Genomic DNA, 17,288 nt, shown 5'->3' on the forward strand with positions numbered 1-17,288 from the left:
CGAACCGAATCGATTCAGATAAGGGTTAGAGTTCAAAAAACTAAGACTTCCGGGAATTATTTTAGACAGTGAAAAAATAATTTATGTGATGAAGATCCGTAATTTAGCTTTCCCGATCGAGAAAATTCTCAACACAAATTTAGTCTTATTGCGTTTTTGCAAAAGAACGTAAATCTTTGCTTAAAACCTGGTGTCTCTGATATGTTTAGCCTCCGTTTACCTGTTCAGGAGTATAGGGCTACAGCCCACTATATGGACCGTCACCGACGTCAGTCATCTTTCAGGCCAATTTGCGCCTTTTTCACCGGCGATCCTCGCCATGTACCGACTCTGTCTTCCTCTGTTTTGCCCACGTTGAGTGGGGCACCGTTTCGTCATTCCTTTAGCAGGAGCTTGTCATGGAATTCTTAATGGACCCGTCAATCTGGGTGGGATTGCTCACGCTGGTGGTGCTGGAGATCGTTCTCGGCATTGATAACCTGGTGTTTATCGCCATCCTTGCGGATAAGCTGCCGCCAAAACAGCGTGATAAAGCGCGTCTGATTGGCCTCTCGCTGGCGCTGGTCATGCGACTGGGACTGCTTTCCGTCATTTCCTGGATGGTCACGCTGACAAAACCGCTGTTCTCCGTCATGGATTACACCTTCTCCGGGCGTGATTTAATCATGCTGATCGGGGGGATATTCCTGCTCTTTAAAGCGACCACGGAACTCCACGAGCGGCTGGAAAACCGTCAGCACGACGATGGACACGGTAAGGGCTACGCCAGTTTCTGGGTGGTGGTGCTGCAGATCGTCGTGCTGGATGCGGTCTTCTCGCTGGATGCGGTAATCACGGCGGTCGGCATGGTGAACCATCTCCCGGTGATGATGGCGGCTGTGGTCATTGCTATGGCGGTCATGCTGCTGGCGTCGAAACCGCTGACGCGTTTCGTCAACCAACATCCGACGGTGGTTGTGCTCTGTTTGAGCTTCCTGCTGATGATTGGTCTGAGCCTGGTAGCGGAAGGTTTTGGCTTCCATATTCCGAAAGGTTATCTGTACGCCGCAATTGGCTTCTCGATCCTGATTGAACTGTTCAACCAGATTGCGCGCCGGAACTTTATTAAGCAGCAGTCGAATCAGCCGCTGCGCGCCCGTACCGCAGATGCCATTCTGCGTCTGATGGGCGGTCGTCGGCAGGTGAACGTTCAGTCTGATACTGAAAACCGTAATCCGGTGCCGGTTCCGGAAGGGGCGTTTGTAGAAGAAGAGCGCTACATGATCAACGGCGTGCTCTCCCTTGCTTCCCGTTCGCTGCGCGGAATCATGACCCCGCGCGGGGAAATCAGCTGGGTCGATGCGAACCTGAGCGTGGATGAAATTCGTCAGCAGTTGCTCTCTTCACCGCACAGCCTGTTCCCGGTGTGTCGCGGTGAGCTGGATGAGATCATCGGCGTCGTGCGCGCGAAAGAGATGCTGGTGGCCCTGGAAGAGGGTGTCAACGTCGAAGCCATTGCGGCTGCATCGCCTGCGATTGTCGTGCCGGAAACGCTGGATCCGATCAACCTGCTGGGCGTGTTGCGACGCGCACGCGGCAGCTTCGTTATCGTCACCAACGAGTTCGGTGTGGTGCAGGGGCTGGTCACGCCGCTGGACGTGCTGGAAGCGATTGCCGGTGAGTTCCCGGATGCTGACGAAACGCCTGAGATCGTCGCCGACGGCGAAGGCTGGCTGGTTAAAGGCACGACCGACCTGCACGCGCTCTCGCACACGCTCGGGGTGGAAAACGTGGTCAACGATGAAGAAGACATCGCGACCGTTGCCGGTCTGGTTATCGCCGTGAACGGGCAAATCCCGCGTATCGGGGATGTGATTGAGTTGCCGCCGCTGCACATTACCATTGTTGAAGCCAACGACTATCGCGTTGATATGGTCCGTATTGTTAAAGAACAATCTGTCCACGATGAAGAAGAATAGCTCTGCTTAACGCAGGGGCATTAAGGGCACAATGTGTCCGTTATGCTGTGCTGGCGGGGGAGCACTTCCCGCCAGCCATTGTGGAAAGTCTCTCAGCGGCATCGGCCGCGCATAGTAAAATCCCTGCAGGACCGATACGCCATGGCGGCGCAGATATCGCGCCTGCTCCTCTGTTTCGACCCCTTCAGCCACCAGTTCGATATTGAGTCGCTGACCCAGTGCAATGATGATATCCGTCACCGTTGAATTCACGGCGTCGGTGCCAATGGCGGTGATAAACGACTGGTCGATTTTTAGTACGTCCGGGTGCAGCTTTTCAAGCCAGGAGAGGGAGCTGTTTCCGGTACCAAAATCGTCGATGGCAAGCTTCACCCCTTTGCGATGCAGTTCGCGCACAATACGGTATTCCGCATCCGGAAGGGCATCCCGTTCCGTTAATTCAATCACCAGCTGCTGACGCGGGTTAGCGCTGAACCAGAGGCGGTTCAGGTCCTGTAACAACACCGCGTGACGGAAATGGCTGGCTGCGACGTTAATGCCGATGTGAAAACCGGCGCTGGAAGGAAAGTAGCCTATCTGACGTACGGTTTCGGCGAGGACATAGCGTGTCAGAGGGACAATCAGATTATGTTCTTCCGCCAGAGGAATAAACACTTCCGGGGAGATCCACCCCTGTCGCGGGTTATTCCAGCGCAGCAGAATTTCAACGCCGACGCACGCCTGCGTACGGGCATTCACCAGCGGCTGGCAGAAAAGCTCGAATTCCCGGGCCGCAATGCCCATATCAATCTCCCACGTGAAACTCATCCTGTTCGCCGTCGCCAGCCAGGCGAGATAGCCCAGCAGCAGGCTCAGCATAAGACCCAACGGAAGCTGCGCGGGCAGGGTCTTCAGGGCCAGCTCTCCTGGACCTGGCCCGCTGACGATGATGGAGAAGGGGTTGTGGGTGGATGACAGCTGAACAAGCGCGCCAGCCTTTCCGAAAGTCAGGCTATCGGTGACCCGTTGACCATAGCGCAAAAAACGATCGCCCACGGATAACGCCACATCATCAATAAGTGGACGCTCGGGCTCCAGTATCATTCTGGTGATCAAATCAATATTAATGATCTCAATGACGCCATCTTCCCCGTCCTGGGACACCGGGTTCCACTGGATCAAGATCGGACTGCCCTTCATCAGCCACCTATCGGTCGATAAAATCAGCTTCGGCGTGCTGGCGGGTAATTCCGGGAGAAAGTCGCGGATGGGAATATTACGGCTGCCGAAAACGCTGGAGCAATACAGGATACCGTCTTTAATCAGGGCAATGGAGCGTACCGTTTGCAAAATGGCCGCCTGTTTTCGCAGGGCCAAATGTGCCTGAGGGCAGGGCTGACCCACCAGCTGCTGGAACACGCTGCGGCGTTTTTCCAGCGAAAGGAGAAGATTATCCAGAGAGCGAACGGTATGGCTGCTGAAGTCGAGTACCCGCTGCTGGTTAACGTTGCGCTGAGAAATAAAGCGAGCGCCCAGGGTCAGAATGAGCGTAAGGATCGCAACCGTCACACAGACGATAACGCGTTTTCGGCGGTAATGTTTAATGATCGTTTGTGCAGTTTGCATGAACGGTCGCCTGATAAGCCACCAGCCCCAAAAGCCGGACGCAACAGTAAAAGTGTAGTGGGGAAAGCGAAAGGAGACGAGAAAGAGGGGGGAAATTCGCCCATCCGTTGCAGATGGGCGAAAGCGAGTATTAGTCGCACTGTACCTTAATAGCCAGACCACCACGCGACGTCTCACGGTACTTCGCGTTCATGTCTTTGCCGGTTTCGTACATGGTTTCGATGACCTTATCCAGCGACACGCGCGGTTCGCTGGTACGGCGCATCGCCATGCGTGAGGCGTTGATCGCTTTGACAGAGGCAATCGCGTTACGCTCAATGCACGGTACCTGTACCTGGCCCGCGACAGGGTCACAAGTCAGACCGAGGTTATGCTCCATACCAATCTCTGCCGCCACGCAAACCTGTTCCGGGCTTGCACCCAACAGTTCAGCCAGACCGGCGGCAGCCATCGAGCAGGCAACGCCCACTTCACCCTGACAGCCCACTTCCGCACCGGAGATGGACGCGTTCATCTTGTACAGCGCGCCGATGGCCCCTGCCGCGAGGAAATAGCGGATATAGATATCGGACGTGACAGGCTCAATAAAGTGATCGTAGTAGGCCAGTACCGCTGGAACGATGCCGCAGGCACCGTTGGTTGGCGCGGTCACGACACGGCCACCGGCGGCGTTCTCTTCGTTAACCGCCAGGGCAAACATGTTTACCCAGTCGACCACGTTCATCGGGTCATTCGAGAATTTATCCGTGGTCACCAGCATACGGCGCAGGGCAGAGGCACGACGCGGCACGCGCAGTGGCCCAGGCAATACGCCTTCGGTGTTCATCCCGCGGTCAATACAAGCGCGCATGGTTTGCCACACGTTAGCAAAATAGTCTTCAATCTCTTTTTTGCTGTGCAGCGCCAGTTCGTTCTGCATCACCATACCGGACAGAGAAAGACCGGTCTCTTTGCAGTACCCCAACATCTCGGTAGCCGACTTAAACGGATACGGGACGCTGACGTCGCCAACGCTGTCTTTGCCAAAATGCTCTTCATCGACGATGAAGCCACCGCCGATGGAGTAGTACGTTTTGCTGTAAATCTCTTTTTCACCGCTCCAGGCATGAATGGTCATGCCGTTTTCATGCAGCGGCAGGTTGTCGCTGCGAAAACGCATGCCGTCATCCTGCGGGAAATCCACTTCATGCTGGCCGTTAGCCAGCAGCAGGCGTCCGCGCGTTTCCACGTCGCGGATAAATGCCGGGATGGCATCAATATCAACAGTGTCCGGCATATTGCCTGCCAGACCCATAATAATGGCGATATCGGTGTGGTGGCCTTTACCCGTTAATGACAGTGATCCGTAAACGTCTACGGCGACACGGGTAACGCTTTCCAGTAATCCTTTTTCGACCAGATCATCGACGAACTGTTTACCGGCCTTCATAGGCCCAACAGTATGGGAAGACGAAGGGCCAATTCCCACTTTAAACATGTCGAATATACTAATCACTTTCACACTCCTGACAGGGTTACCGGGGTTCCAGTAACGATGTTATAACTGCGCATAGTGTAAGAGGGAACACCGACCTCGGCTTAACTATTCACATGAATTAAACTAATGGTTAACGATGGGTTTTGCTAATAGCGCGACGCGGATCGCAAACCTGCAAAAAAGGATGGAATGTAAAGTATAGTCAAGGTTTCAGGCCGATTTGCAGCGCCAGTTCACGAATGATCCCCGCCGTCATGCCCCAGACAAAATAATGCTGATACCACGACAACCAGACCCGATGATCATGCCCTCGACGCTGAATATCCAGCGGATGATAACGGCTAAGCCGGAGCGCCTCTTCAAGCGGCATCTCAAACACGGCTGACACTTCATCGACGCTGGCGTGATACTGCAGGCCCGGCGGGATAATCCCCACCACGGGCGTGACCTGAAAACCGGTCACGCTGTCGACCGGCGGCAGCACGCCTATCACCTCGACCGCCTCAGGTGGGATGGCCACTTCTTCCTGGGCTTCCCGCAGCGCGGCGGCGATCAGCGACGCATCGGTGCTGTCCACCGCGCCTCCGGGAAAGGCAACCTGACCGGCGTGTTTACGCATATGCGGCGAGCGCTGCGTCAGCAACAGCCCCGGCTGCTCCCGGCGCACCACCGGGATCAGCACCGCCGCCTGACGTTGATTCAGCGTGGCGCGGTTGACCTGCGGTCGCAAAAGCTGAAAGCGCGACAGAAAATCATCCAGCGTCAGGTTCTCTTTCTCCACCGTTAGTTCTCCAGTTGTTTCAGGATACGGTTAACTTTATCAAAGGTTTCCTGATATTCCGCCTCGACCTGGCTATCCGCCACAATGCCACCGCCTGCAGAGCAGTACAGATTGCCGTCGCAGGCCATCAGGGTACGAATGGTGATGCTGGTATCCATGGTGCCGCACAGGCTGATATAGCCGATACTGCCGCACCAGGCGTTGCGGCGGTGCGGTTCCAGTTCGTCGATGATCGCCATCGCGCGAATTTTGGGGGCTCCGGTGATGGAGCCGCCCGGAAACGCGGCGCGAAGCAGATCGCAGGCGGTGCGCGTGGCGGGCAGGCGCGCGGTAATGGTGCTGACCAGATGATGTACCGCCGGGAAAGGCTCGACGACGAACAGCTCCGGCACGCGCACGCTGCCGGGTTCGGCGACGCGGCCAATATCGTTACGCATCAGGTCGACGATCATCAGGTTCTCGGCGCGATCTTTCGGCGATGCGGCGAGTTTCTCCGCCTGCTGGCGATCGGCGTTGGGGTCCGCCAGACGCGGTAGTGTGCCTTTAATCGGGCGGGTTTGAATGACCCCTTCGGCCAGATGAATAAAGCGCTCTGGCGACAGGCTGAGGATAGCGCCCTGAGGCAGACGTACGAATGCGCTGAACGGCGCCTTGTTGCTGGCATTAAGACGGGAAAACGCCTGCCACTCATCTCCGTGATAAGTCGCCTGGAAACGCTGGGCAAGGTTCACCTGATAACAGTCGCCGCTTTGCAGATACGCCTGAACGCGCGCGAATTTTTCAGCGTATTCCGTCCCGCTCATATTCGAGCGCCAGCCAGAGGTCAGCCTGAACGTCTGGGCCGGGGCGGGCTGTTGCGCTTCAAGCCAGGCCAGTCGCGCCTGCACGTCACTATGGCTCAGCAGAGAAACCGTTTTTTTCTGGTGATCGACAATTAACGCCCAGTCATACAGCCCCACGGCCATGTCTGGCAGGGAAATATCAGCCTGCGCATGCTCGGGCAGCGTTTCGAAACGGCGACCCAAATCGTAGCCAAACAGACCAAGCGCGCCACCCTGAAAAGGGAGATCCGGGTCTGGGGTGGCGGATAAGCCCAACGCGTTGAGCGCTTGCTGAAGCTGCATCAGGGGATCATCCGTCGGCGCCAGGTCATTGGTTGTCAGCGTTTTAAGCGGGTCGGCAACCAGAATATCAAAGCGGCTGTAAGGGTGATCCGCATGGCCAGAATGCAGCAGCATGGCAAAGGGAAGGTGGCTTATGCGGGCAAACCAGAACTCCGCGGCGTCAGCACGCCAGGGCAACGTCAATACAGTGGGGAAGCGCATGTTCATGTGTGGCATACTACCGGGCAGCGTGAAATAATTAGCGCGAATAATTTAGCAGGAGTTGACGATGTTTGCAGGTTTACCTTCTCTGAGCCATGAACAGCAGCAGAAAGCGGTTGAGCGAATTCAGGAACTGATGTCCCAGGGAATGAGCAGCGGACAGGCGATTACCGTCGTCGCTCAGGAGATTCGCGCCAGTCATTCCGGCGAGCGGATTGTGGCGCGATTCGAAGATGATGATCCAGAAGATCAAGAGGAGTGATCGGGCTTAAACCGCCGCGATAATCTTAATTTCGACCTTATACTCCGGTTTCATCAGCGTGGCCTGTACAGTGCAGCGTACAGGCGCGTGCCCCGCCACCACCCATGCATCCCAGGCTTTGTTCATCGCCGCAAAATCATCTTTATTGGCCAGAAAAATGGTCGCATCCAGAATGCGGGATTTATCGCTGCCGTGTTTTTCCAGCACGGCATCAATTTGCGCCAGCGTGTTGGCCGTTTGCTCGAAGGCATCCGCGTCCAGGTTAGCCGGTACGCCAGTGTAGTAGAGCGTCTGGTTGTGGATCACCACATCAGACCAGCGGGCTTCGGCATCAATGCGCTTAATCGTCATAAACGTTTCCTCGTTATTTTTCGTCATCAGGCGGCAAGACTGCCATATTGTGCCGGCGTCGTCACTATTTGGGGTGGCACTGGAGAGGCGGGACTGACATAATCCCTGTGCAAAAATACAGTGAGAGAGCACCGTGGCAGACGATTTTTCCCCTGAAGGTCAGTTAGCACAAGCGATTCCCGGCTTCAAACCGCGTGAACCTCAGCGGCAGATGGCGCATGCCGTAGCGCACGCTATCGACAAGGCGCAGCCGCTGGTGGTCGAGGCCGGTACCGGCACGGGGAAAACCTACGCGTATCTCGCTCCGGCGCTGCGGGCGAAAAAGAAGGTCATTATCTCCACCGGTTCAAAAGCGCTGCAGGATCAGCTCTACAGCCGCGATTTGCCCACCGTGGCGAAAGCGCTGAAATACAAGGGCCGACTGGCGCTGCTGAAAGGCCGTTCTAACTACCTTTGCCTGGAACGCCTTGAACAGCAGGCGCTGGCGGGCGGCGATCTGCCGGTTCAGACCCTGAGCGACGTGATTATCCTTCGCGCCTGGGCCAACCAGACGGAAGAGGGGGATATCAGCACCTGTGCGAGCGTGCCGGAAGACTCTCCTGCCTGGCCGCTGGTGACCAGCACCAACGACAACTGCCTCGGCAGCGACTGTCCGCTGTATAAAGACTGCTTTGTGGTGAAAGCGCGTAAAACGGCAATGGATGCCGATGTGGTGGTGGTCAACCACCATCTGTTCCTCGCAGATATGGTGGTTAAGGACAGCGGCTTCGGTGAGCTGATCCCTGAAGCGGATGTCATGATCTTCGATGAAGCCCACCAGCTTCCGGATATCGCCAGCCAGTATTTTGGCCAGTCGCTCTCCAGCCGCCAGCTGCAGGACCTGGCGAAAGATTTCACCATCGCCTACCGGACCGAACTCAAAGATACCCAGCAGTTACAGAAGTGTGCCGACCGCCTGGCGCAAAGCGCGCAGGATTTCCGTTTACAGCTTGGTGAACCCGGCTATCGCGGTAACCTGCGCGAGCTGCTGGCGGACAAAAACATCCAGCGCGCGCTGCTGCTGCTCGATGATGCCCTTGAACTCTGTTATGACGTCGCGAAGCTGTCGCTTGGTCGCTCCGCACTGCTGGATGCCGCCTTCGAACGCGCCACGTTGTACCGCGGACGGTTGAAACGGCTGAAAGAAATCAACCAGCCAGGGTACAGCTACTGGTATGAATGCACCTCGCGCCACTTCACCCTGGCGCTTACGCCGCTGACCGTGGCCGATAAATTTAAAGAGGTGATGGCGCAGAAACCGGGAAGCTGGATCTTTACCTCGGCAACCCTGTCGGTGAATGACGATCTGCACCACTTTACCGAGCGCCTCGGCATTGAGCAGGCGGAGTCGCTGCTGCTGCCAAGCCCATTTGATTATGAAAAGCAGGCGCTGCTCTGCGTCCCGCGCAATTTACCGCTGCCAAACCAGCCGGGTGCGGCGCGTCATCTGGCGGCGATGCTAAAGCCCATGATTGAGGCCAACAACGGCCGCTGCTTTATGCTTTGCACGTCGCACGCCATGATGCGTGACCTCGCCGAGCAGTTCCGTGCCACCATGACTCTGCCTGTGCTGTTGCAGGGAGAAACCAGCAAAGGACAACTGCTCCAGCAGTTTGTCAGCGCCGGTAATGCCCTGCTGGTTGCCACCAGCAGCTTCTGGGAAGGGGTGGATGTGCGTGGCGATACGCTCTCGCTGGTCATTATCGACAAACTACCGTTTACCTCCCCGGATGACCCGCTGTTGAAAGCGCGGATGGAAGACTGCCGCCTGCGCGGAGGCGATCCGTTCGACGAGGTTCAGCTGCCTGAGGCGGTCATCACGCTCAAGCAAGGGGTAGGGCGCTTAATCCGCGACGTGACCGATCGCGGCGTGCTGGTTATCTGCGATAACCGGCTGGTCATGCGCCCTTATGGCGCAACCTTCCTTGCGAGCCTCCCTCCAGCGCCACGGACGCGGGATATAAAACGCGCGGTGCGTTTTCTGGCAAACCCAACGGCGGAGTAATTTGCCCCGGAGTGTGCTAAGATGCGCGCCATTTTGTGACTGACCCTTGCGAGAGCGCGACGACTGATGCGAATTCTGGCTATTGATACCGCAACAGAGGCTTGCTCTGTTGCTCTGCTGAGTGATGGTGCTGTTTCTGCTCATTTCGAAGAGTGCCCACGGGAACACACCCAACGTATTCTGCCCCTGGTAAAAGACATTTTAACTCAGGGCAACACCGCCTTAACCGACCTTGATGCCCTGGCCTTTGGCCGCGGGCCCGGCAGCTTTACGGGCGTCCGTATTGGTATTGGCATTGCTCAGGGACTGGCGCTGGGCGCTGACCTGCCGATGATCGGCGTCTCTACGCTTGCGACGATGGCGCAGGGGGCCTGGCGTATGACGGGCGCCACCCGCGTGCTGGCTGCCATTGATGCCCGCATGGGGGAAGTTTACTGGGCGGAATATACCCGTGATGAGAACGGCGTCTGGCACGGCGAAGAGACGGAAGCGGTACTTAAACCTGACGCGGTCACTGAACGTCTTAAGCAACTGTCCGGCGAGTGGGCGACCGTGGGGACGGGCTGGCCGGCATGGCCAGACATGGCGAACGACACTGGCGTGACGCTGGTGGACGGCAACATGCTGCTGCCAGCGGCGGAAGACATGCTTCCGATTGCCACTCAGCTGCTCGCAGCAGGAAAAACCGTTGCCGTTGAACACGCGGAGCCGGTTTATTTGCGAAACACCGTCGCGTGGAAGAAACTTCCGGGCCGCGAGTGAATCTCAGTAACAGGAACTGAGAAAAAGGAGTCGCATCATGGCGGTTCAGACTAAAGTAGTACGCCTTTTTATGGCAGGCGCGGTTGCCATAGCACTGAGCGGATGCGTATCCGTCCCTGATGCGATCAAGGGCAGTAGCCCGACGCCCCAGCAGGATCTGGTTCGGGTGATGAATGCGCCTGAGCTTTACGTCGGCCAGGAAGCGCGCTTCGGCGGGAAAGTGATCGAGGTGCAGAACCAGCAGGGGAAAACCCGGCTGGAGATTGCTACCGTGCCGCTGGACAGCGGTGCGCGACCTGTACTGGGTGAGGCCTCCCGGGGACGCATCTATGCGGATGTCAGTGGTTTCCTCGATCCCGTTGATTTCCGTGGGCAACTGGTGACCGTCGTCGGACCGATAACCGGCGCCGTGCAGGGTAAAATCGGCAACACGCCTTATAAATTCATGACCATGCAGGTCAATGGGTATAAACGCTGGCGTCTGGCACAGCAGGTGATCATGCCGCCTCAGCCGATTGACCCGTGGATGTGGGGTCCGCATCCTTATCGTTATGGTTACCCGGGCTGGGGCTGGTATAACCCCGGTCCTGCGCAGGTCCAGACGATCGTAACTGAGTAACTTACTGTTATTGCTAGGAAAGAGACAGCGGCTTAGCCGCTGTCTCTGTTTTTTTACGGATAATACGAAAAAAAAGAGTGACGCGCTTCGCAACCTTAAATCTGAACAATTAATAAACTGGTACGCTGAGTTAATATAATGTTAACAAACTGTTTATTATCGGGGTTGTGATGACGACGAACACTCATTTCAGAGGTGATGCATTGAAAAAGGTTTGGCTTAACCGTTATCCCGCAGATGTTCCTGCCGAGATCAATCCTGACCGTTATCAATCCCTGGTTGAATTATTTGAACACTCGGTAAGGCGTTACGCAGACCAGCCCGCATTTGTGAATATGGGCGAGGTAATGACGTTCCGTAAGCTTGAGGAGCGTAGCCGGGCGTTTGCGGCCTATCTGCAGGAAGGGCTTGGGCTGCAAAAAGGAGACCGCGTCGCGCTGATGATGCCGAACCTGCTGCAATACCCGGTGGCGCTGTTCGGCATCCTGCGTGCCGGGATGATTGTCGTCAACGTCAACCCGCTTTACACCCCGCGCGAGCTGGAACACCAGCTCAACGACAGCGGTGCGGTGGCGATAGTTATTGTTTCTAACTTTGCCCATACCCTGGAAAAAGTGGTCGACAAAACCCAGGTTAAACACGTCATCCTGACGCGCATGGGGGATCAGCTGTCCACCGCCAAAGGGACGCTGGTTAACTTTGTGGTTAAATACGTCAAGCGCCTGGTGCCAAAATACCATCTGCCGGATGCCATCTCCTTCCGCCGCGCGCTGCATGCGGGCTATCGCATGCAATACGTCAAACCGGAAGTGGTCTCTGAGGACCTCGCTTTTCTGCAATACACCGGTGGCACAACCGGCGTGGCCAAAGGGGCGATGCTAACCCACCGCAACATGCTGGCAAACCTTGAACAGGTCAATGCCACCTACGGGCCGCTGCTGCATCCGGGCAAAGAACTGGTGATCACGGCGCTACCGCTGTATCACATTTTCGCGCTGACCATGAACTGCCTGCTGTTTATCGAGCTGGGCGGTCAAAACGTCCTGATCACTAACCCGCGAGACATTCCGGGGCTGGTGAAAGAGCTGGCAAAATACCCCTTCACCGCCATGACCGGGGTAAATACCTTGTTCAACGCGTTGCTCAACAATAAAGAATTCCAGCAGCTGGATTTCTCAACGTTGCACCTCTCTGCGGGAGGCGGTATGCCGGTTCAGCAGGCGGTCGCCGAGCGCTGGGTGAAACTCACCGGGCAGTATCTGCTGGAAGGTTATGGCCTGACGGAATGCGCACCGCTGGTCAGCGTCAACCCGCATGACATTGACTACCACAGCGGAAGCATTGGCCTGCCGGTTCCCTCCACGGAGGCCAAACTGGTCGATGACAACGATAACGAAGTCGCGCCGGGCGAACCGGGCGAGCTGTGCGTGAAAGGGCCGCAGGTGATGCTGGGCTACTGGCAACGCCCGGATGCAACAGACGAAATCATTAAAGACGGCTGGCTGCATACCGGCGATATTGCGGTGATGGATGACGAAGGCTTCCTGCGCATCGTCGATCGCAAAAAAGATATGATTCTGGTCTCCGGTTTCAACGTCTATCCGAACGAAATCGAAGACGTGGTCATGCAGCACAGCGGCGTGCTGGAAGTTGCGGCGGTGGGCGTGCCTTCCGGCAGCAGCGGGGAAGCGGTGAAGATATTTGTGGTCAAAAAAGATCCTTCACTCACCGAGGAAGCGCTGATAACGTTCTGTCGTCGTCAGCTGACGGGCTATAAAGTGCCGAAGCTGGTGGAATTCCGCGATGAGCTGCCGAAATCCAACGTCGGGAAGATATTACGACGAGAATTACGTGACGAAGCCCGTGCCAAAGTAGACAATAAGGCCTGAGCTTCACGTTAATCGCCCTGACGCCGGTTAAGCCGGCGTTTTTTATGGGCGCAAACAAAAGAGAATCCGATTTGAATTACCAGATGATCACGACCAACGACGAGCTGGCTTCGCTGTGCGAAGTGACGCGCGACTTTCCTGCCATCGCTCTGGATACCGAGTTTGTCCGTACCCGGACGTACTATCCGCAGCTGGGTTTGATTCAGATGTATGACGGCAAGCACGTCTCGCTGATCGACCCGCTCGGCATCACCGACTGGACGCCGATGCGTGACCTGCTGCTGGATACGGCAGTAACAAAATACCTGCACGCAGGCAGTGAAGATCTGGAAGTTTTCCTGAATACCTTTGGCATCATGCCTCAGCCGCTGATCGATACGCAGATCCTCGCGGCTTTTAGCGGTCGTCCGCTCTCCTGGGGCTTTGCCGCCATGGTGGAGGAGTATACGGGCCTGACGCTGGACAAAAGTGAATCCCGTACTGACTGGCTGGCGCGCCCGCTTACCGAACGTCAGCTGGAATATGCGGCGGCAGACGTGTTTTACCTTCTGCCGATTGCCGGACAACTGATGAAAGAGGCGGAGGCCTCCGGCTGGCTCTCTGCCGCGCTGGACGAGTGTCGTATGACGCAGCTGCGTCGCCAGGAAGTGGTTGATCCGAAAGACGCCTGGCGTGATATCAGCAACGCCTGGCAGCTGCGTACGCGTCAGCTGGCGTGCCTGCAGCTGTTAGCGGACTGGCGTTTACGCAAAGCGCGCGAGCGCGATCTGGCGGTTAACTTTGTGGTGCGCGAGGAACATCTCTGGGCAGTTGCGCGCTATATGCCGGGCAGCCTGGGGGAGCTGGACAGCATTGGGCTTTCGGGCAGTGAGATCCGTTTCCACGGTAAAACCCTGCTGGCGCTGGTCGCAAAAGCGGAGGCGTTGCCGGAAGATGCGCTGCCGGAACCGCTGTTGAATCTGATGGATATGCCGGGTTACCGCAAAGCGTTTAAAGATATCAAAGCGCTAGTGCAGAACGTCGCCACCGAAAGTAAGCTGAGTGCTGAGCTGCTGGCATCGCGTCGTCAGATTAACCAGCTGCTGAACTGGCACTGGAAGCTGAAACCGCAGAATGGCCTGCCGGAACTGATGGCGGGCTGGCGTGGAGAATTGATGGCCGATCGTATGAATACCCTGCTGGAAGGGTATCCGCGGTAAAAAATATGCCGGGCGATATACCCGGCATATTCCCCCGGTGGCGCTGCGCTTACCGGGGCTACAAAATCAGAACCCTACGGGCGCGACTCTTCCGCTTCCGGTAGCGTCACGTTCAGCTCCAGAATCGAAATATCCCCGTCTTTTTGCTCCAGCTGCACCGTGACCATCTCCGGGTCAATCTGTACGTACTTACAGATCACTTCCAGGATGTCCTTACGCAGCTGCGGCAGGTAATGAGGCTCGGCGTCGCTACGACGACGCTCCGCAACGATGATTTGCAGACGTTCTTTTGCGATGTTGGCGGTGTTCTTTTTCCGCGAGAGAAAAAAGTCCAGTAATGCCATAACTTATCCTCCGAACAGGCGTTTGAGGAAACCTTTCTTCTCTTCTTCAATGAAGCGGAAAGGACGTTCTTCTCCCAGCAGACGGTCAACAGTATCAGCATACGCTTTACCTGCATCTGCCGTCGTATCAAGGATCACGGGCTCGCCCTGGTTAGAGGCGCGCAGCACGGACTGGTCTTCCGGGATGACGCCCACCAGTTTAATGCGCAGGATCTCCAGTACGTCTTCCATGCTCAGCATGTCACCTTTGTTGACGCGACCCGGGTTATAACGGGTCAGCAGCAGGTGCTCTTTGATCGGCTCTTCGCCATTTTCCGCACGACGGGATTTGGAGGCGAGGATGCCGAGAATACGGTCGGAGTCACGCACGGATGAGACTTCAGGGTTGGTGGTGATGATCGCTTCATCAGCAAAGTAGAGTGCCATCAGGGCACCAGTTTCGATGCCGGCAGGGGAGTCACAGACAACGAAGTCGAACTCCATTTTTCTCAGCTCCTCGAGTACCTTTTCGACACCTTCACGGGTCAGGGCGTCTTTGTCACGCGTCTGAGAGGCCGGGAGGATGTAGAGGTTCTCGGTGCGCTTGTCTTTAATCAGCGCCTGGTTCAGCGTGGCATCGCCCTGAATGACGTTGACGAAGTCATACACGACGCGACGCTCACATCCCATAATCAGGTCGAGGTTACGCAGGCCGATATCGAAGTCGATAACGACGGTTTTCTTTCCCTTCTGGGCCAAACCAGTAGCGATGGCCGCGCTGGAGGTGGTCTTGCCAACGCCTCCTTTACCCGAAGTAACAACAATAATGCGTGCCATAGAAATTCCTTGTTAAAAAGGGATCAATTCAACGGTTGAACGGTCAACGCGTCGTCTGCCAGTCGCAGACGAGCCGCTTTGCCATAAAATTCGGCTGGGATCTTGTCGCTCAGCCAATATTCACCTGCGATGGACACCAGTTCCGCCGTCAGGTGAGTACAAAATATTTGCGCGTCCCGATCGCCACTTGCGCCTGCGAGCGCACGTCCACGCATCATACCGTAAACGTGAATATTGCCATCTGCAATAAGCTCTGCGCCAGCACTGACGTGGCTTGTAACAATCAGATCACAGTTTGGTGCATAAATGCGCTGACCGGAACGAACCGGTACGTCAATCATTCGCGTTTTTGTGACGGGAGTAACGTTTTGCACTACAGGAGGGGGCGCCTGCACGGCAGCAGGCGCTGCACGCGGGGCTTTTTCTTTACCTTCATTAAGAAGGGGCAGCCCGGCACGGTCGATTTCCGCTTTCAGCTCGCTATCTTTACAGCCACTGATGCCGACAATTCGCAGGCCAGTAGAGGAGACGGCCTGCTGGAGAAGTTTCCAGTTAACCGGAGCCTCAAGACCACTGACGTTGATAACAACAGGGGCGTGTTTCAGAAAAGCGGGAGCCTGCGCGATTTTGTCTTCTAACGCCTGACGAATAACCTCGGGTTTTGCATCATGCAAATGTACCACTGATAAGGTGAAGCTACTGCCTTTAAGCTCGATGGGCGTGTTTGACATCCTGGCCTTACTCAATTTGCTATTAACCGCAACCATTCGCTGCGATATTCCGAAGAGTATCAGGCATGTTATAGTCAGGAGTATATTGAGGCAAGCAACCACCCATTAATTCAGAGTAAAAACATGTTTTGTGTGATCTACAGAAGTACAAGCCGTGACCAGACCTATCTTTATGTCGAAAAGAAAGACGATTTTTCACGCGTGCCTGAAGAATTAATGAAGAGCTTTGGCCGACCACAGCTGGCGATGCTGCTGCCGCTGGATGGTCGTAAGAAACTGGTCAATGCCGATCTGGATAAAGTGAAAACGGCATTAGCCGAGCAAGGCTATTATTTACAGCTTCCACCACCGCCTGAGAATTTATTAAAACAGCACCTTGAGGCGAACGGGAAAAAATAGTCTCAGCTGTTTCGGGCGCATCACATCAACCGATTAGGGGTCGAGCATGTATCAACATCATAACTGGCAAGGTGCGTTACTGGATTATCCCGTCAGCAAAGTGGTCTGCGTGGGCAGTAACTACGCAAAGCATATTCAGGAGATGGGCAGCGCAACACCAGAAGAGCCGGTTCTGTTTATTAAGCCAGAGACGGCGCTTTGCGATATCCGCCAGCCGCTGGCGTTGCCGCAGGGGCTGGGGTCAGTGCATCACGAAGTTGAGCTCGCGGTGCTGATCGGCGCCACGCTGCGCCAGGCCTCCGAAGAGCATGTTCAGAAAGCGATTGCTGGCTACGGCGTCGCGCTGGATCTGACGCTGCGTGATGTGCAGGGAAAAATGAAGAAGGCCGGGCAGCCGTGGGAAAAAGCCAAAGGCTTTGACAACGCGTGTCCGATTTCGGGATTCATTCCGGTCAGTGAATTTACCACCGATCCACAGGACACGCCGCTCAGCCTGAAGGTGAACGGTGACATCCGCCAGCAGGGCAGCACGGCAGACATGATCCATAAGATTGTGCCGCTGATCGCCTACATGAGCCGCTTCTTCACCCTGAAACCGGGCGATGTGATCCTGACCGGAACCCCAGAAGGTGTTGGTCCGCTCTTGAGCGGCGATGAGCTGGAGGTCGGTTTTAACGGCCTGTCGCTGAAAACCCGCGTGCTGTAACCACATTTTGCCGCCTGAAG

The 17,288-nt window shown here is 56.0% G+C and carries 18 protein-coding genes; 10 read left to right on the plus strand and 8 right to left on the minus strand.

The window, feature by feature from the left end; translation table 11 throughout:
* Nucleotides 1–252 precede the first annotated feature (252 nt).
* Nucleotides 253–411: a protein YoaL gene (locus tag ACOTXR_RS13255; RefSeq protein ID WP_370991205.1), complete on the plus strand. Its 159-nt coding sequence runs from the start codon at nucleotides 253–255 to the stop codon at nucleotides 409–411.
* Nucleotides 399–1,958 carry a CNNM family cation transport protein YoaE gene (gene yoaE / locus ACOTXR_RS13260; protein WP_014884278.1) on the plus strand — a complete coding sequence of 520 codons (1,560 nt, stop codon included), beginning with the start codon at nucleotides 399–401 and terminating at the stop codon, nucleotides 1,956–1,958. Before ACOTXR_RS13255 ends, yoaE begins: the two co-directional genes overlap by 13 nt.
* Nucleotides 1,959–1,964: 6 nt before the next feature.
* Here the strand turns inward: yoaE and ACOTXR_RS13265 are convergent, their stop codons facing one another.
* The 4 genes from ACOTXR_RS13265 to pabB all read right to left on the minus strand — a co-directional run bounded on the left by ACOTXR_RS13265 (nucleotide 1,965) and on the right by pabB (nucleotide 7,152).
* Nucleotides 1,965–3,563 (minus strand): EAL domain-containing protein, encoded by a 1,599-nt coding sequence (locus ACOTXR_RS13265; RefSeq protein WP_023330635.1) that lies wholly within the window; start codon nucleotides 3,561–3,563, stop codon nucleotides 1,965–1,967.
* 130 nt (nucleotides 3,564–3,693) lie between these two features.
* The gene (sdaA, locus tag ACOTXR_RS13270) at nucleotides 3,694–5,058 is read right to left on the minus strand and encodes an L-serine ammonia-lyase (RefSeq protein ID WP_058690977.1); all 1,365 of its coding nucleotides are present in this window, start codon (nucleotides 5,056–5,058) and stop codon (nucleotides 3,694–3,696) included.
* Nucleotides 5,059–5,242: 184 nt separating this feature from the next.
* The gene (locus ACOTXR_RS13275; RefSeq protein ID WP_014884275.1) at nucleotides 5,243–5,821 is read right to left on the minus strand and encodes a CoA pyrophosphatase; all 579 of its coding nucleotides are present in this window, start codon (nucleotides 5,819–5,821) and stop codon (nucleotides 5,243–5,245) included.
* 2 nt (nucleotides 5,822–5,823) lie between these two features.
* Nucleotides 5,824–7,152, minus strand: a complete 1,329-nt coding sequence (gene pabB / locus ACOTXR_RS13280; protein ID WP_058690976.1) for an aminodeoxychorismate synthase component 1 — start codon at nucleotides 7,150–7,152, stop codon at nucleotides 5,824–5,826.
* Nucleotides 7,153–7,213: 61 nt separating this feature from the next.
* On the opposite strand from pabB, the gene ACOTXR_RS13285 reads away from it, so the two are divergent.
* Nucleotides 7,214–7,408 carry a YoaH family protein gene (locus ACOTXR_RS13285; protein ID WP_014884273.1) on the plus strand — a complete coding sequence of 65 codons (195 nt, stop codon included), beginning with the start codon at nucleotides 7,214–7,216 and terminating at the stop codon, nucleotides 7,406–7,408.
* Nucleotides 7,409–7,414: 6 nt separating this feature from the next.
* On the opposite strand, the gene ACOTXR_RS13290 is transcribed toward ACOTXR_RS13285, so the two are convergent.
* Nucleotides 7,415–7,759, minus strand: coding sequence for a RidA family protein (locus ACOTXR_RS13290; protein WP_058691016.1), 345 nt, complete (start codon nucleotides 7,757–7,759; stop codon nucleotides 7,415–7,417).
* 133 nt (nucleotides 7,760–7,892) lie between these two features.
* On the opposite strand from ACOTXR_RS13290, the gene ACOTXR_RS13295 reads away from it, so the two are divergent.
* From ACOTXR_RS13295 to rnd, 5 genes are all read left to right on the plus strand, one after another.
* On the plus strand, nucleotides 7,893–9,803 hold the full coding sequence (locus ACOTXR_RS13295; protein ID WP_023330632.1) for an ATP-dependent DNA helicase: 1,911 nt from the start codon (nucleotides 7,893–7,895) through the stop codon (nucleotides 9,801–9,803).
* A 66-nt stretch (nucleotides 9,804–9,869) separates the two neighbouring features.
* Nucleotides 9,870–10,565: a tRNA (adenosine(37)-N6)-threonylcarbamoyltransferase complex dimerization subunit type 1 TsaB gene (tsaB, locus tag ACOTXR_RS13300; RefSeq protein ID WP_014884270.1), complete on the plus strand. Its 696-nt coding sequence runs from the start codon at nucleotides 9,870–9,872 to the stop codon at nucleotides 10,563–10,565.
* A gap of 37 nt (nucleotides 10,566–10,602) precedes the next feature.
* A complete protein-coding gene (locus tag ACOTXR_RS13305) occupies nucleotides 10,603–11,184 on the plus strand; it encodes a Slp family lipoprotein (RefSeq protein WP_014884269.1) in 582 nt (193 codons plus the stop codon).
* A 203-nt stretch (nucleotides 11,185–11,387) separates the two neighbouring features.
* Nucleotides 11,388–13,073, plus strand: coding sequence for a long-chain-fatty-acid--CoA ligase FadD (fadD, locus tag ACOTXR_RS13310; protein ID WP_014884268.1), 1,686 nt, complete (start codon nucleotides 11,388–11,390; stop codon nucleotides 13,071–13,073).
* 83 nt (nucleotides 13,074–13,156) lie between these two features.
* Nucleotides 13,157–14,272 (plus strand): ribonuclease D, encoded by a 1,116-nt coding sequence (gene rnd / locus ACOTXR_RS13315; protein WP_172971206.1) that lies wholly within the window; start codon nucleotides 13,157–13,159, stop codon nucleotides 14,270–14,272.
* Between the two features lie 74 nt (nucleotides 14,273–14,346).
* On the opposite strand, the gene minE is transcribed toward rnd, so the two are convergent.
* From minE to minC, 3 genes are read right to left on the minus strand one after another with little or no spacing between them, the layout of a single operon-like run.
* Complete coding sequence (minE, locus tag ACOTXR_RS13320; protein ID WP_008500504.1) at nucleotides 14,347–14,616, minus strand: cell division topological specificity factor MinE; 270 nt, start codon at nucleotides 14,614–14,616, stop codon at nucleotides 14,347–14,349.
* 3 nt (nucleotides 14,617–14,619) lie between these two features.
* On the minus strand, nucleotides 14,620–15,432 hold the full coding sequence (gene minD, locus ACOTXR_RS13325) for a septum site-determining protein MinD (protein ID WP_014884266.1): 813 nt from the start codon (nucleotides 15,430–15,432) through the stop codon (nucleotides 14,620–14,622).
* A 23-nt stretch (nucleotides 15,433–15,455) separates the two neighbouring features.
* On the minus strand, nucleotides 15,456–16,163 hold the full coding sequence (minC, locus tag ACOTXR_RS13330; RefSeq protein ID WP_023330629.1) for a septum site-determining protein MinC: 708 nt from the start codon (nucleotides 16,161–16,163) through the stop codon (nucleotides 15,456–15,458).
* Nucleotides 16,164–16,286: 123 nt separating this feature from the next.
* Between minC and ACOTXR_RS13335 the strand changes: the two genes are divergently transcribed.
* Together ACOTXR_RS13335 and ACOTXR_RS13340 are read left to right on the plus strand one after the other, a co-directional pair.
* Complete coding sequence (locus ACOTXR_RS13335) at nucleotides 16,287–16,562, plus strand: YcgL domain-containing protein (protein ID WP_014884264.1); 276 nt, start codon at nucleotides 16,287–16,289, stop codon at nucleotides 16,560–16,562.
* 46 nt (nucleotides 16,563–16,608) lie between these two features.
* On the plus strand, nucleotides 16,609–17,268 hold the full coding sequence (locus tag ACOTXR_RS13340) for a fumarylacetoacetate hydrolase family protein (protein ID WP_045134178.1): 660 nt from the start codon (nucleotides 16,609–16,611) through the stop codon (nucleotides 17,266–17,268).
* The last annotated feature ends 20 nt before the right edge of the window (nucleotides 17,269–17,288 follow it).

The sequence above is a fragment of the Enterobacter cloacae complex sp. IR53030 genome (assembly GCF_049238365.1).
Classification (GTDB): Bacteria; Pseudomonadota; Gammaproteobacteria; order Enterobacterales; family Enterobacteriaceae; genus Enterobacter; species Enterobacter kobei.

What these genes read in the sequence shown, in the direction of transcription:
- ACOTXR_RS13255 (WP_370991205.1), top strand. Translation starts at nt 253, where the DNA reads ATGGACCGTCACCGACGTCAGTCATCTTTCAGGCCAATTTGCGCCTTT.
- yoaE (WP_014884278.1), top strand. Translation starts at nt 399, where the DNA reads ATGGAATTCTTAATGGACCCGTCAATCTGGGTGGGATTGCTCACGCTG.
- ACOTXR_RS13265 (WP_023330635.1), bottom strand. Translation starts at nt 3,563, where the DNA reads ATGCAAACTGCACAAACGATCATTAAACATTACCGCCGAAAACGCGTT.
- pabB (WP_058690976.1), bottom strand. Translation starts at nt 7,152, where the DNA reads ATGAACATGCGCTTCCCCACTGTATTGACGTTGCCCTGGCGTGCTGAC.
- ACOTXR_RS13285 (WP_014884273.1), top strand. Translation starts at nt 7,214, where the DNA reads ATGTTTGCAGGTTTACCTTCTCTGAGCCATGAACAGCAGCAGAAAGCG.
- ACOTXR_RS13290 (WP_058691016.1), bottom strand. Translation starts at nt 7,759, where the DNA reads ATGACGATTAAGCGCATTGATGCCGAAGCCCGCTGGTCTGATGTGGTG.
- tsaB (WP_014884270.1), top strand. Translation starts at nt 9,870, where the DNA reads ATGCGAATTCTGGCTATTGATACCGCAACAGAGGCTTGCTCTGTTGCT.
- ACOTXR_RS13305 (WP_014884269.1), top strand. Translation starts at nt 10,603, where the DNA reads ATGGCGGTTCAGACTAAAGTAGTACGCCTTTTTATGGCAGGCGCGGTT.
- rnd (WP_172971206.1), top strand. Translation starts at nt 13,157, where the DNA reads ATGATCACGACCAACGACGAGCTGGCTTCGCTGTGCGAAGTGACGCGC.
- minE (WP_008500504.1), bottom strand. Translation starts at nt 14,616, where the DNA reads ATGGCATTACTGGACTTTTTTCTCTCGCGGAAAAAGAACACCGCCAAC.
- minD (WP_014884266.1), bottom strand. Translation starts at nt 15,432, where the DNA reads ATGGCACGCATTATTGTTGTTACTTCGGGTAAAGGAGGCGTTGGCAAG.
- minC (WP_023330629.1), bottom strand. Translation starts at nt 16,163, where the DNA reads ATGTCAAACACGCCCATCGAGCTTAAAGGCAGTAGCTTCACCTTATCA.
- ACOTXR_RS13335 (WP_014884264.1), top strand. Translation starts at nt 16,287, where the DNA reads ATGTTTTGTGTGATCTACAGAAGTACAAGCCGTGACCAGACCTATCTT.
- ACOTXR_RS13340 (WP_045134178.1), top strand. Translation starts at nt 16,609, where the DNA reads ATGTATCAACATCATAACTGGCAAGGTGCGTTACTGGATTATCCCGTC.